The following is an 11,940-nucleotide window of genomic DNA, read 5'->3' as shown; positions in this document are numbered from 1 at the left end:
CCCGGCGCCGGACCCGCACGGACACCAGACGCGCACCGCCACCGGACCCGCACCGCCACCAGACGCGAGAAGGCCGCCACCCCGAGGGGTGGCGGCCTTCGCCGTCGGTGCCCCCGGCAGGAATCGAACCCGCGACACGGAGGGTAGAAACCACCTGCTCTATCCACTGAGCTACGGAGGCGGACGGCGACGATTCTAGACCGCGGGCCGTGCCAGGCGCTCGACGAACACGTCGACCTCCCGCTGCGAGCGGAGGTGCACGATGCGCAGGTGCGGCGCGGACCGTTCGAGCGGCGGCACCCGCTCCCGGAGCGTGTTGCGGGTCGAGATCCCCCAGCGCAGGATGTGCTCGCGGTCGGTGAAGAACGTCCACAGCGACGGCTCGACGTTCCCGTTCCAGAGCTCGAGACGGCGCAGGCGTCGCCGGAGGGTCCGTCGCAGCAGCCGCCAGAGCGCCACCCGGGTCGGCAGGTCCACCCACACGAGCGTGTCGGCGCGCTCCACGAGCAGTTCACGCACCGGGGCGTACATCCACTCCGTCACCCAGGCCGGCTCGCTCGTGAAGCGATCGACGTCGTCGACGAAGGTCGCCCGTGGTTCCCAGTCCGGCCCGTGGAACAGCGCGTCGATCTCGGTGTGCGGCACGCCGAGCACGTCCGCGATCCGACGGGCGGTGGTCGTCTTCCCGACACCGGACACCCCGGCGACGAGGATCCGGCGCGGCCGGGGGTCGAGGGCGTCGTCGGCAGTGAGCACCGCACGACCCTAGCCCCGACGGCAGGTGGCGACCAGCCACGGCGCCGGCAGCCATCGACCACGACCCGGGGCAGCCGCGGCTTCCTGTGCGCTTCCACTGGTGGCCCCCTCGTGTTCGCCTCCGCGACACCGGCCCTCCGTAGCGTCCGGCGCATGAGCTCCATCGGCCGCGTCCTCGCCGTCGTGCCCGCGCGCGCCGGCTCGAAGGGCGTCCCCGGCAAGAACCTCCGTCAGGTGGGCGGGCGGAGCCTCGTGGCGCGGGCGGTCGACGCCGCGCTGGCGACGCCCTCGATCGACACGGTCGTGGTCTCCACCGACGGACCCGACATCGCCGACGAGGCCCGAGCCGCGGGCGCCCGGGTGCTGCACCGACCGGCGGACCTCGCCGGGGACACGGCTTCGAGCGAATCGGCGCTGCTGCACGTGCTGGACGTCCTCGAGCAGATCCACGACGAGGTACCCGAGGTCCTCGTGTTCCTGCAGGCGACCTCGCCGTTCACCGACCCCGCCGACCTCGACGCGGCGGTGCACCGCGTGCGCAGCGGCGCCGCGGACGTCGTGTTCGCCGCGGCGCCGTCGCACGCCTTCCTCTGGCGCGTGGACGCCGACGGGCGGGCCCGCGCCGTGAACCACGACGCTGCGGTGCGCCCGCGTCGGCAGGACCGCGCTGCGGAGTTCCGCGAGACCGGGTCCTTCTACGTCCTCCGCGTCGACGGGTTCCGGGAGCACGGGCACCGGTTCTTCGGCCGGACCGAACTCGCCGTCGTGGACGCCGCCACCGCCGTGGACGTCGACGACGAGACCGACCTCACCGTGGCCCAGGCACTCGCCACCGCGCTCGTCCCCGTACCGAACGGAGCACCATGACCGTCACCATCGGCTCGTCCACGATCGGCGCCGGCCACCCGGCCTACCTGATCGGGGAGATCGGCCTGAACCACAACGGCGACGTCGACATCGCGAAGCGCCTCGTCGACGTCGCGGCCGACGCCGGACTCCAGGCCGTGAAGTTCCAGAAGCGCACGCCGGAGATCTCCACGCCGGAGCACATGAAGAACACCCCGCGCAGCACGCCCTGGGGCGACATGACCTACCTCGAGTACCGCTACCGGGTCGAGTTCGACCGCGAGCAGTACATCGAGATCGGCGACCACGCCACGCTCCGCGGGCTCGACTGGTTCGCCTCCCCCTGGGACGTGCCCTCCGTGCACTTCCTCGAGGACCTCGGCGTCGTGGCGTACAAGATCGCCTCGGCGTCCGTGACCGACCTCGAGCTGCTCGAGGCCGTCGCCGCGACGGGGAAGCCCGTGATCCTGTCGACCGGCATGTCCACGCTGGAGCAGATCGACCGCGCGGTCGCGACGCTCGGGACCGCGCGGCTCGTCCTCATGCACGCGACGTCGACGTACCCGCTCCCGGCGGAGGAGGCGAACCTCCGCATGATCGACACCCTCGCGAACCGGTACGCGGGCGTCCCCGTCGGGTACTCCGGCCACGAGCCAGGACTGCAGATCTCGATCGCCGCGGTCGCCCTGGGTGCCACCGCGGTGGAGCGGCACATCACGCTCGACCGCACCATGTGGGGCTCCGACCACGCGGCCTCGCTCGAGCCGCACGGGCTCGCGACGCTGGCCCGGGACGTGCGGATCATCGAGACCGCGCTCGGCGACGGCATCAAGCGGGTGTTCCCGGGCGAGGAGGCCCCGCTCGCCAAGCTCCGTCGGGTGGTCGCGTGACGGACGTCGCGGACTCCTCGACGGTCGCCCTGGAGGCACGACCCGCCTCCGCCGTGCCGACCCGCCGCCGCCGCGTGGTCGGCCTGGTCGACACCGACTCCTTCGCGAAGTGGGGCGCCCACCTGCTGGCCACCGCCCCGGCACACTGGGACCTCGAACTCCTGACGGTGCGGACCCCACGGACCGCGAGCAGGGCGCAGCTCCGCTCGGCCTTCCGGGGCCTCGACGCGCGTCTGGCGCACCTCGCCTCGCGGCCGCCGGAGCCGACCGACGTCGACGTGGTCGTGCGCCGTCTCCGCGAGGATCCGCCGGACGCCGTGCTCGTCGCGCTCATCGGCCCGGTCGCGGAGCTCGTGGTCGACCAGGTGCACCGGCGCGTCCGCGACCGACCGGTCCTCGTGACCGGACTCCCGGGCATCTCCTACCCGGCGAAGTGGAAGGGCGTGTTCCTCCGGGCGCGCGCCGACCTGTTCGTCCTGCACAGCCACCGCGAGGTCCGTGCCTACGAGGACCTCGCCCGCACCGGCGGCCTCGAACCCGCGTTCGCACTCGCGACGCTGCCGTTCGCCCGGCCGACGCACACCCGCGGCACCCGGTCGGGCGGAGCGACACCGGTGCGTGACTCGGTCGTGTTCGCGGCGCAACCGAGCGTGCCAAGCGACCGGGCCGAGCGGCAGCGGATCGTGCACTGGCTCACTGCGACGGCGATCGCCCACCCCGAGTGGCGGGTCGTCGTCAAGATCCGGGCGACGACGGGCGAACAGCAGACCCACCGCGAGGAGCACCCATACGCGGAGCTCGTCCCCGCGGACGCCCCGGCGAACCTCGTGGTCGAGTCGGGACCGATGGCCGAGCACCTCGCCCGTGCGGTGGCCCTCGTCACGGTGAGTTCGACGGCCGTCCTCGAGGCCGTGGCCGCCGGCGTCCCAGCACTGACGCTGACGGACTTCGGTGTCGGCCCGCAGCTCATCAACGAGGTCTTCGAGGGCAGCGGCCTGCCGGGGGACGCCTCCGACCTCATCGCCGGGCGGTTCCGGACGGTCCGGCCCGAGTGGCTCCGGGACAACCACTTCCACCCGCCGTCGGACGACGACTGGGCGGTGCGCGCCGATGATCTCATGCTGCAGCGGGACGACGGCAGACTGGTCGACCGACCGGCCGCGCGGCGCAGCCGGGGCGGGGCACTGCGCCGGGCCTGGGAGCGCAAGAACGCGCTCGGCCGCGACGACCGATCGTTCCTCGGCAGCGTCGCACTCGTCGTGGGGACGCCCGTGCGCCGGACGAAACAGGTCGTGCGGAGGGTGGTCCGTGCCTCCAGGCCGGGTTCACCCGTCGGCGGGCGGGAGGGCCTTCGCGACCGCGACCAGCAGCTGGTCGCGCGTCGGTACGCCCGGTGAGCGGAACACCTCGGCCCCGTCGTCGCCACGCACGATGATCGTGGGCGTCGACCGGATGCCGAGGCGTTCCGCGTGGTCGGGATGCGCCGCGACGTCCCGTTCGGACACGGTCAGGTCCGGCACGAGCGTCGCGGCCTCGGCGGCGACGCGCCGGGCCGCGGCACAGGGTGCGCAGAAGGCCGAGGTCCAGAGGTCGAGTCGCACGGCGGGGACAACGCGGCGCGGTGTCGGTCTACTCCCGGTCGAACTCGCCGGAACGGTCGCCACGGTCCTGGAGGTCGTCGACCGGGTCGGAGTCGGACGGGTCGTAGGTGTACTCGCCGGAGGTCTGGTCGAGCACCTGGCGCGACTTGGTGAGGCGGTAGGCGAAGGCCGTCTGGAGGCCCTCGACGTCGGCGTAGACGGTGATCTCGTCGTCCAGCGCACCACCCGTGGCGGTGCGGGTGTCGGTCGTGCCGTCGAAGGGGCCGCCGTGGAAGATCGCGGTGTACTCGTCACCCTCGGAGATCGTGATGTCACTCATGCATCCCTTGTACCAGGGCACACCTGTTGACTGATCCATAGCCGGGCTATATAGTTTTGCTATGGAAACATCCCGCGAGCAGACGGTCGAGACGCTCCTCGTCTCCGTGAACCGCCTGATCCGCACCGCGGTCCGGTCCACCGGCAACACGACCTCCCCCGCGGTCTGGCGCACGCTCGGCATCCTCGAGACCGACCAGCCGCTCCGCCTCGGCGAGCTCGCCGAGGCATCCCGGGTCGCACAGCCCACGATGACGCGCCTCGTCGCCGGCATGCTCGACGACGGCCTGGTCTCACGCACCGTGGACCCCGACGACTCGCGGGGCCAGCTCATCACGATCACGGACGCCGGGCGCGGCCGCCTCGTCGCATGGCGCGCCACCCTCACGCGGACGGTCGGGCCGCTCTTCGCCGACCTCACCGACGACGAGTGGGACGCGCTGCACGAAGCAGCCGCCATCATCGCCGCCCGCAGCGCCACCACCACACGAACGGAGATCACCGCGTGAACGCCCACGCACCCGCCGCCTCCGGCAGCATCCTCAAGCAGTCCTCCGCGGTCTGGGCCATCGCCTTCGCCTGTGTCGTCGCCTTCATGGGCATCGGGCTCGTCGACCCGATCCTCCCCGCGATCGCGTCGTCCCTGCAGGCCACGGCCGCACAGACCGAGCTGCTCTTCACCAGCTACCTCGCCGTCACGGGCGTCGCGATGTTCTTCACCAGCTGGGTGTCGAGCCGGATCGGTCCGAAGAACACCCTGCTCATCGGCCTCGCGCTGATCGTGGTGTTCTCGGTGCTCGCCGCCACGTCGAACAGCGTGTGGAGCATCATCGACTTCCGCGCCGGCTGGGGCCTCGGCAACGCGCTCTTCATCTCGACCGCGCTCGCGACCATCGTCGGGGCGGCGTCCGGCGGCACCGCGTCCGCGATCATCCTGTACGAGGCGGCACTCGGCCTCGGCATCGCGATCGGACCGCTCGTCGGCGGTCTGCTCGGCAACGTGAGCTGGCGTGGGCCGTTCTTCGGCGTGACCACGCTCATGGCGATCGCGTTCATCGCCATCGTCACGCTGCTGAAGACGTCCGGCATCGAGAAGCCGACGCCGACGAAGCTCTCCGCACCGTTCCGCGCACTCGGCCGCCCGGCGCTCGCGGCCCTCGCCGTCACCGCGCTGTTCTACAACATCGGCTTCTTCGTGCTGCTCGCCTACACGCCCTTCCCGCTCGGCTTCGGCGCGATCGGCATCGGGTTCACGTTCTTCGGATGGGGCGTCGGGCTGGCGATCACCTCGGTCTGGGTCGCGCCGATGCTCACCGCACGGCTCCGCCGCACGACGGTGCTCAAGATCGCGCTGCCGCTGCTCGCGCTCGACCTGTTCGCCGCGGCCGTGGTCGTGTCGTCGCAGGTCGGCCTGATCATCTGCGTCATCATCGGCGGCCTCGTGCTCGGCGTGCTCAACACCGTCCTGACCGAGTGCGTCATGGAGGCGACGGACCTCCCCCGCTCGGTGGCCTCCAGCGCGTACTCCGCGGTGCGGTTCATCGGTGGCGCGATCGCGCCGCCCGTGGCGACCCTGCTGGCGGACGCCATCGCGCCGAGCGCCGCGTACGTGTTCGCCGGGGCATCGGTCGCGATCGCGTTCGTGGTCGTCGCCACCACCACGCGGGTGCTGCGCCGGGTCGACGACGGTCCGGAGCCGGTCCGCGTCGAGGCCGAGGCGGTCACCGCGGGCGAGATGGCCTGACACACCACCCACTCCACCCGGACGGCCCCGCCACCACCCGTGGAGGGGCCGTCCGCGCACGGGAATAGGATCGACGACATGGCAACTGCGAACGACCGCCTCGTCTGGATCGACTGCGAGATGACGGGTCTCGACCTCGCGGTCGACGAACTCGTCGAGGTGGCCGTCGTCATCACCGACTTCGACCTCGTGCCGGTGCACCCCGGCTTCGACATCGTGATCAAGCCGGACCAGTCCGCGCTCGACAACATGAACGAGTTCGTCACGAACATGCACACGACCTCGGGGCTCATCGACGAGATCCCGGACGGTGTGAGCCTCGCCGACGCCGAGTACCAGGTGCTCGAGTACATCCTCGCCCACGTGCCGGGTGAGGGCACCGCTCCCCTGGCAGGCAACACCATCGGCACCGACCGGGCGTTCCTCGCCAAGTACATGCCGCGGGTCGACAACCACCTGCACTACCGGAGCGTCGACGTGTCGAGCATCAAGGAGCTGTGCCGACGGTGGTTCCCGCGCGTGTACTTCAACGCCCCGGAGAAGCACGGCGGCCACCGAGCCCTCGCCGACATCCTCGAGTCGATCCGCGAGCTCGAGTACTACCGCCGCGCCGGTTTCGTCGCCGACCCCGGCCCCTCGACCGACGACGTCCGGGCCGTCCAGGCCGAGGTCGTCGCGAAGTGGGAGCCGCGGCTCGCCCAGCCCACCGAGTGACGACACACGTGGTCGGAGTCCGGCCGTGCATGTACTACTATTGAGTGGTCGCGCCGGTCACCCGGCCCGGACATGGTGGATATAGCTCAGTTGGTAGAGCGCCTGGTTGTGGTCTAGGAGGTCGCGGGTTCGAGACCCGTTATTCACCCCACGATGAAGAGCCCCGGTCGTTCGGCCGGGGCTCTTCGCATGCCGAACGGCGGCTCACGGGCGCGGTGTGACACGATCGACTCGTGATGGAGATGTCCCCCGACGACTTCGAGCAGCTCGTCTCCGATGAGCTCGACCGGCTGCCGGACGACATGCTCGACGGCCTCGACAACGTCGCCTTCGTCGTCGAGGACGCCCCCGAGGACGGCTCCGACCTGTTCGGCGTGTACGACGGCGTCGCCGCGACCGAGCGCGGGCAGTACGGGTTCGGCGAGCTCCCGGACCGGATCGTGGTGTTCCGCACGGCGCACCTCGCGGAGTGCGACACCGAGGACGAACTGCGCGACGAGGTGCACACGACCCTCGTGCACGAGATCGGGCACTACTACGGCATCGACGACGAGCGCCTGCACGAGCTCGGCTGGGCCTGACTCGAGACGCGACACCGCGCGCAGCGACGACGGTCCGAAATCGGGGCGAGCATCCGCGGATCAGGTCCGGATGACCACGTCGGCCAAGGACGCCGGGTCCTCGGCCGCGATGAACGCCTGCTCCTGGGCAGCCCACCGGTCCCACTCGCGGGCGAAGACCTCGCCGTCGCGGCCGATCGCCCGGCGCCACCGTTCGTCGTCGTCCGCCTCCAGCCACACGCGCAGGGTCGCCAGCGGCGCCGACGCTCGTGACAGGGCGCCGCACCCCTCGACGACGACCGGCAGGCCCGGATCGACCGCCGTCCAACCGGCGGGTGCCGAGGCGTCCCAGTCCCATCGGCGGTGTCCCGACGCCGGACCGAGCACGTCGGTGACGACGGCGTCCGCGGCGGCACGGAGGCCGTCCCACCCCGGGTAGACGTCGTCGAGGTGCACGAGCTGGGCGTCGAGTTCCTCGGCGAGCGCCTCCCCGAGCGTGGTCTTGCCCGTCCCCGACCGTCCGTCGAGCAGCACGACGACGCGAGCAGAGGCCGGCGCCGCAGCCTGCGTCCGCGCCCGCGCCCGCGCCCGCGCTGCGAGGGTCGCGGCCAGCGCACCGACCGAGACGAACCCACCGGCGCCACCGACCCCACCAGCACGTCCGCCCCGCGCGACCCCATCACCCCGCGCGACCCCGTCGCCCCGCGCAGCCCCGTCGCCCCGCGGCGCCTCGTCACCGGGGGCGACCGCAGCCGCCGTGGCGGCCCGATCACCGACGCGGGTCGACGCTGCCCGAGCGACCCGCGCCTCCAGGCCGTCGCCGTCAGGCACGCCACGTCCCCGCCGCGATCGCGACCGCGGTGGCGACCACGCCGATCCCGACGAGCACCGCGGCCATCGCCCACTCCGGGCCGGCGAAGCGGGCCGGACGCGCCCACGTGCGGCGTCCGGGCGCCCCGAACCCCCGGGACTCCATGGCGACCGCGAGGGTGGTCCCCCGCCGGAGCGCGAGCACGAGCAGCGCGAACGCCATCGACGCCGCTCGGCGGATGCGTCCGGTGTCGGCGAGGCCCCGCGCCCGGCGGGCCATGGCGAGCTGCCGCCAGTCGTCGCCGAGCAGCGTGATCATCCGCACGGCCGCGAGTGCTCCGAGCACGAACCGCGCGGGCAGCCGGAGCACCTGGGCGAGGCCGTCCGCGAGGTCGGTGGGGTCGGCCTGGATGAAGAGCACGACGCCGGGCAGTCCGATCGCGAGCACCCGGAGCGCGGTCGCGAGCGCGAGCGTCAGGGAGCCGTCGGTCACGTGCGCGAAGCCGAGGTCGAACCACTCACGTCCGGAGGGTCGGCCGTACAGCGCGATGCTGAGCGCCGTGAGTGGGACCGCGAGGAGCACGGGCGACGTCCGGAGCAGCAGCGTGCGTGGTGGGATGCGGAGGAGCGGCAGCAGCGCGAGCTCGAGGGCGAGGGCGACGGCCGCGGACACGACGTCGAGGCTCAGGACGAGGAACACCCCGAGGCCGAGGACCCCCAGGAGCGAGGCGACGGGCTGGACGCCGCGGATCCCGCGGGCGGCGGGTGGCGGCAGGGGCCGGCCGGGAGGCACGGGTCGCGTCCGGCGTGCGGGCGCGGTCGACGGGGCGGTCACCGCGGCACCCCCTGTGCCGTCGCGGCCGTCGCGTCGTCGGACCGCGCGGCCGAGACCCTGGTCACGCCGTCGGCGGCGAGCACCACCTCGTCGGCGTCGAGCGCCCGGACGAGGTCGCGGTCGTGCGTCACCGCGACGATCGCGGTACCCGCGTCGGCGAGCGCACCGAGGTGCTGCACGACGGACTCCCACGTGGCGCGGTCCTGACCGGACGTCGGCTCATCGAGGACGACGACCGGCGGACTGCTCGCGACGACCGCGGCGATCGCGAGCCGCCGTTGCTCGCCGCCGGACAGGGTGAACGGGTTCGCGTCCGCGAGCTGGGCGAGGCCGAACTCGTCGAGCAGCTCGGCGACCCGTTCGTCGACGCCGTCCTGGTCGAGGGCTCGTGGGCCGGCGGCGAGTTCCTCGCGGACGGTCCGTGCGACGAACTGGTGCTCGGGGTCCTGGAACACCGTGCCGATCCGCGCCGCGAGGGCCCGGCTCGACCACGCGTGCGGGGCGGTGCCGGCGCCGGCGTCCCCGGCGAGCTCCGGTGCGGCCGTCAGCGTGCCGTCCGTGGGCCGGAGGAGTCCGGCGAGCGTCAGGCCGAGCGTCGACTTGCCGATGCCGTTCGGCCCCGTGACGGCGACGACGTTCCCGGACCGCACCGCGAGGTCGATGCCCCTCCCGACGGGCTGTCGCCGGCCGCGCGCCGTCCCGAGGCGTGCGGCGCGGAGGAGTTCCGTCGCGGTTCCGGGACGGTCGTGCCGGGCGCTCCCCCGGCCGGGCTCGGCACCGGGCACCCACACCCCGGCAGCGGTCAGCGCGGCTCCGTGCCTCGCGAGCACCGTGTCGGGAGCCCCGTCCGCGACCACCCCACCGCCCGGTTCGAGCAGCACGAGCCGGTCGACGAGGTCGAGCCAGGTGCCGATCCGGTGCTCGACGACCAGGAGGGTCGCCCCGGTGGCGTCGAGCAGGGAACGGACGGCGGCGTGGACCTGCTCGACGCCGGACGGGTCGAGGTTGGCGCAGGGTTCGTCGAGCACGAGGGCGCCGGGTTGCATGGCGAGCACCCCGGCCAGAGCGAGTCGCTGCCGCTGCCCGCCGGAGAGCTGCGCGGTGCTGCGGTCGAGCGGCAGGTCGAGGCCGACGACCTCCAAGGCGTCCCGGACACGTTCCCAGGTCTCCGCGCGCGGCACGCCGGCGTTCTCGCAGCCGAACGCCACGTCGTCGCCGATGCGCGACATGACCGTGTGCGCCTCGGGGTCCTGCATGACGAGGCCGACCCGGCCGCGGGCGTCGCGCGGGTCGGTGCCGTCGACGAGCAGGGTCCCCTCCACCTCGGCGGCGGTGTCGTCGGTCGCGTCGGGCTCGTCCGGGAGCACGGCGGCCACGGCTCGGAGGAGCGTGGACTTCCCGGCGCCGGACGGTCCGACGACCGCCACCCGTTCGCCGGGCTCGACGACGAGGTCGACGCCGCGGACCGCCCACTCGGCGCGTTCCGGGTACCGCCAGCCCCAGCCCGCGAAGGCGATCCGGGTGCCGCTGGTCACCGGTCGGCGCGCCGGTTGTGCTCGCGTCCGGCGGCGAAGGACGACAGCACACCGGTGCGGGCGAGTGCCCGGACCAGGAACCACGAGCCGACCCCGGCGATCACCGCGCCGGAGATGACCGCACAGACGATGTAGACGACCTTGAACCCGAGCGCGTAGCCGGGGTACCAGAGGATCGAGTCGTTGATGCCGAGGGCGAGGCCGGCGGCGGCCCCGGCGAGCGCGACGACCGGCAGGCGGTACACGCGGTACAGGAACAGTGCCAGGACCAGTTCGGCGCCGAGGCCCTGCACGAGTCCGGCCTCGAGCGTGCCCCAGCCCCACTGGGTACCGAAGAGGGCCTCGACGGACGCGGCGACGATCTCGCCGTAGAGCGCGGCGCCGGGCTTCCGGACGACGATGGCGACGACGGGCCCGGCGAGCAGCCAGACACCGCCGAACAGCGCCTGGGTGCCCGGGAGCACGAGCTTCATGGCCGCGCTGAGTGGCTCGTAGGGGAACTCCCAGACCTTGAAGACGACGCCGAGCGCGACGGCGAGGACGCTCGCCACGACGATGTCGACGACCCGCCAGCGCAGCGAGCGCCTGGGGGCCGGGACCGTCTGGCCGGTGGACGGAACGGTTGACTGGATGCGCGAAGGCATGGTGGTGACTCCTCCCTGCGCCGGCATGATCCGGATCAGGTTCGACGGTCGGAGCGCCGTTCGCTCCCTCTCAGCCCGGTGACCGGACTCCCGTGTGTGTGCCAGCAGTGTACTGCGCGCTGCGCTCGCGTTGCGCGTGGTGCGCATGAGACGGCCTGGCGCGGCCCGCTCAGCGGTGACGCGCCAGCGGCACGCGGGCCGCGCCGACCGAGCCTGCGAGGGAGGGGTGGCGGGCCCGCCACGTGCCTCCAGGCCGTCGTCCGCTACTTCTTGAGGACCCGCACCAGCTTGCGGAGGACCGTGCCGGTCACCCAGATCACCGGGATGCTCACCGCGAGCAGGGAGATGAGGTTCGGCTCGAACTCGAGGTCCTTGCCGGGGCGGCGGACGTAGGCGCCGACCGGGATCGAGGTGCCGCCACCGCCACCGCCGCCGCCGTTCTCGTCGTCCCCGCCGCCGCCGAAGCCGAACCAGGCGATGGAGACCGGGATGAGCGTCTGGTCGCCGACCTCGACGGGCTCCCCGTAGTTCGTGCTGACCCCGGCGGGGCGCACCTTGTCTGCGATCTGCGTCACGATGTTGGCCATGCGCGCGAGGCTACTCGGCGCTCCCTCCACAGGCGGGCGAGCACGGGGTGTTCATCCACCGCTGGGGCTTGTCTGCGGACGTGGAGGGGTGGCGCCGATA

The 11,940-nt window shown here is 72.9% G+C and carries 15 protein-coding genes, 2 tRNA genes and 1 riboswitch; of the genes, 8 read left to right on the top strand and 9 right to left on the bottom strand.

Features of this window, described 5'->3' with window-relative positions:
* Window positions 1–108: 108 nt before the first annotated feature.
* Window positions 109–181, bottom strand: a tRNA-Arg gene (locus tag ACRQ4C_RS05335).
* 14 nt (window positions 182–195) lie between these two features.
* Window positions 196–756, bottom strand: a complete 561-nt coding sequence (locus ACRQ4C_RS05330; protein ID WP_439690392.1) for an AAA family ATPase — start codon at window positions 754–756, stop codon at window positions 196–198.
* A 153-nt stretch (window positions 757–909) separates the two neighbouring features.
* Here ACRQ4C_RS05330 and ACRQ4C_RS05325 point away from each other — a divergent pair, with 153 nt between their 5' ends.
* The 3 genes from ACRQ4C_RS05325 to ACRQ4C_RS05315 are packed head-to-tail and all read left to right on the top strand — an operon-like array spanning window position 910 to window position 3,889.
* The gene (locus tag ACRQ4C_RS05325; RefSeq protein WP_439690391.1) at window positions 910–1,623 is read left to right on the top strand and encodes an acylneuraminate cytidylyltransferase family protein; all 714 of its coding nucleotides are present in this window, start codon (window positions 910–912) and stop codon (window positions 1,621–1,623) included.
* Window positions 1,620–2,492, top strand: a complete 873-nt coding sequence (locus ACRQ4C_RS05320) for an N-acetylneuraminate synthase family protein (RefSeq protein WP_290132418.1) — start codon at window positions 1,620–1,622, stop codon at window positions 2,490–2,492. Before ACRQ4C_RS05325 ends, ACRQ4C_RS05320 begins: the two co-directional genes overlap by 4 nt.
* Complete coding sequence (locus ACRQ4C_RS05315; RefSeq protein WP_439690390.1) at window positions 2,489–3,889, top strand: DUF6716 putative glycosyltransferase; 1,401 nt, start codon at window positions 2,489–2,491, stop codon at window positions 3,887–3,889. The genes ACRQ4C_RS05320 and ACRQ4C_RS05315 overlap by 4 nt, the downstream gene beginning before the upstream one ends.
* Here the strand turns inward: ACRQ4C_RS05315 and ACRQ4C_RS05310 are convergent.
* Both ACRQ4C_RS05310 and ACRQ4C_RS05305 read right to left on the bottom strand, forming a co-directional pair.
* Window positions 3,818–4,093: a thioredoxin domain-containing protein gene (locus tag ACRQ4C_RS05310; RefSeq protein ID WP_439690389.1), complete on the bottom strand. Its 276-nt coding sequence runs from the start codon at window positions 4,091–4,093 to the stop codon at window positions 3,818–3,820. The two genes, ACRQ4C_RS05315 and ACRQ4C_RS05310, sit on opposite strands and share 72 nt — an antisense overlap.
* Before the next feature lie 28 nt (window positions 4,094–4,121).
* Window positions 4,122–4,412, bottom strand: coding sequence for an oligoribonuclease (locus ACRQ4C_RS05305; RefSeq protein WP_290132420.1), 291 nt, complete (start codon window positions 4,410–4,412; stop codon window positions 4,122–4,124).
* A gap of 61 nt (window positions 4,413–4,473) precedes the next feature.
* Here ACRQ4C_RS05305 and ACRQ4C_RS05300 point away from each other — a divergent pair, with 61 nt between their 5' ends.
* The 5 genes from ACRQ4C_RS05300 to ACRQ4C_RS05280 all read left to right on the top strand — a co-directional run bounded on the left by ACRQ4C_RS05300 (window position 4,474) and on the right by ACRQ4C_RS05280 (window position 7,450).
* Window positions 4,474–4,920, top strand: coding sequence for a MarR family winged helix-turn-helix transcriptional regulator (locus ACRQ4C_RS05300; RefSeq protein ID WP_439690388.1), 447 nt, complete (start codon window positions 4,474–4,476; stop codon window positions 4,918–4,920).
* Window positions 4,917–6,155 carry an MFS transporter gene (locus ACRQ4C_RS05295; RefSeq protein ID WP_439690387.1) on the top strand — a complete coding sequence of 413 codons (1,239 nt, stop codon included), beginning with the start codon at window positions 4,917–4,919 and terminating at the stop codon, window positions 6,153–6,155. Before ACRQ4C_RS05300 ends, ACRQ4C_RS05295 begins: the two co-directional genes overlap by 4 nt.
* A 78-nt stretch (window positions 6,156–6,233) precedes the next feature.
* Window positions 6,234–6,869, top strand: a complete 636-nt coding sequence (orn, locus tag ACRQ4C_RS05290) for an oligoribonuclease (protein ID WP_290132423.1) — start codon at window positions 6,234–6,236, stop codon at window positions 6,867–6,869.
* A gap of 75 nt (window positions 6,870–6,944) precedes the next feature.
* Window positions 6,945–7,020, top strand: a tRNA-His gene (locus tag ACRQ4C_RS05285).
* Between the two features lie 85 nt (window positions 7,021–7,105).
* A complete protein-coding gene (locus ACRQ4C_RS05280) occupies window positions 7,106–7,450 on the top strand; it encodes a metallopeptidase family protein (RefSeq protein ID WP_290132424.1) in 345 nt (114 codons plus the stop codon).
* 60 nt (window positions 7,451–7,510) lie between these two features.
* Here the strand turns inward: ACRQ4C_RS05280 and ACRQ4C_RS05275 are convergent, their stop codons facing one another.
* The 5 genes from ACRQ4C_RS05275 to ACRQ4C_RS05255 all read right to left on the bottom strand — a co-directional run bounded on the left by ACRQ4C_RS05275 (window position 7,511) and on the right by ACRQ4C_RS05255 (window position 11,840).
* Window positions 7,511–8,260 carry a hypothetical protein gene (locus tag ACRQ4C_RS05275; protein WP_439690386.1) on the bottom strand — a complete coding sequence of 250 codons (750 nt, stop codon included), beginning with the start codon at window positions 8,258–8,260 and terminating at the stop codon, window positions 7,511–7,513.
* Window positions 8,253–9,074 carry an energy-coupling factor transporter transmembrane component T family protein gene (locus tag ACRQ4C_RS05270; protein ID WP_439690385.1) on the bottom strand — a complete coding sequence of 274 codons (822 nt, stop codon included), beginning with the start codon at window positions 9,072–9,074 and terminating at the stop codon, window positions 8,253–8,255. The genes ACRQ4C_RS05275 and ACRQ4C_RS05270 overlap by 8 nt, the downstream gene beginning before the upstream one ends.
* Entirely contained in the window at window positions 9,071–10,609 is a 1,539-nt protein-coding gene (locus tag ACRQ4C_RS05265; protein ID WP_439690384.1) for an ABC transporter ATP-binding protein, read from the bottom strand. The genes ACRQ4C_RS05270 and ACRQ4C_RS05265 overlap by 4 nt, the downstream gene beginning before the upstream one ends.
* A complete protein-coding gene (locus ACRQ4C_RS05260; RefSeq protein WP_439690383.1) occupies window positions 10,606–11,253 on the bottom strand; it encodes an ECF transporter S component in 648 nt (215 codons plus the stop codon). The genes ACRQ4C_RS05265 and ACRQ4C_RS05260 overlap by 4 nt, the downstream gene beginning before the upstream one ends.
* A riboswitch (TPP riboswitch) is annotated at window positions 11,248–11,357 on the bottom strand. (Overlaps the previous gene by 6 nt.)
* A gap of 159 nt (window positions 11,358–11,516) precedes the next feature.
* Window positions 11,517–11,840: a hypothetical protein gene (locus ACRQ4C_RS05255; RefSeq protein WP_290132428.1), complete on the bottom strand. Its 324-nt coding sequence runs from the start codon at window positions 11,838–11,840 to the stop codon at window positions 11,517–11,519.
* Window positions 11,841–11,940 lie beyond the last annotated feature (100 nt).

The organism is Curtobacterium sp. SP.BCp (assembly GCF_051903255.1).
GTDB lineage: Bacteria > Actinomycetota > Actinomycetes > Actinomycetales > Microbacteriaceae > Curtobacterium.
Note: the sequence above shows the minus strand (reverse complement) of the source record. Positions and strands in the feature narration are given on the sequence as shown.

Coding starts and splice junctions, on each gene's coding strand:
- ACRQ4C_RS05325 (WP_439690391.1), top strand. CDS start 910: ATGAGCTCCATCGGCCGCGTCCTCGCCGTCGTGCCCGCGCGCGCCGGC.
- ACRQ4C_RS05320 (WP_290132418.1), top strand. CDS start 1,620: ATGACCGTCACCATCGGCTCGTCCACGATCGGCGCCGGCCACCCGGCC.
- ACRQ4C_RS05305 (WP_290132420.1), bottom strand. CDS start 4,412: ATGAGTGACATCACGATCTCCGAGGGTGACGAGTACACCGCGATCTTC.
- ACRQ4C_RS05300 (WP_439690388.1), top strand. CDS start 4,474: ATGGAAACATCCCGCGAGCAGACGGTCGAGACGCTCCTCGTCTCCGTG.
- orn (WP_290132423.1), top strand. CDS start 6,234: ATGGCAACTGCGAACGACCGCCTCGTCTGGATCGACTGCGAGATGACG.
- ACRQ4C_RS05280 (WP_290132424.1), top strand. CDS start 7,106: ATGGAGATGTCCCCCGACGACTTCGAGCAGCTCGTCTCCGATGAGCTC.
- ACRQ4C_RS05260 (WP_439690383.1), bottom strand. CDS start 11,253: ATGCCTTCGCGCATCCAGTCAACCGTTCCGTCCACCGGCCAGACGGTC.
- ACRQ4C_RS05255 (WP_290132428.1), bottom strand. CDS start 11,840: ATGGCCAACATCGTGACGCAGATCGCAGACAAGGTGCGCCCCGCCGGG.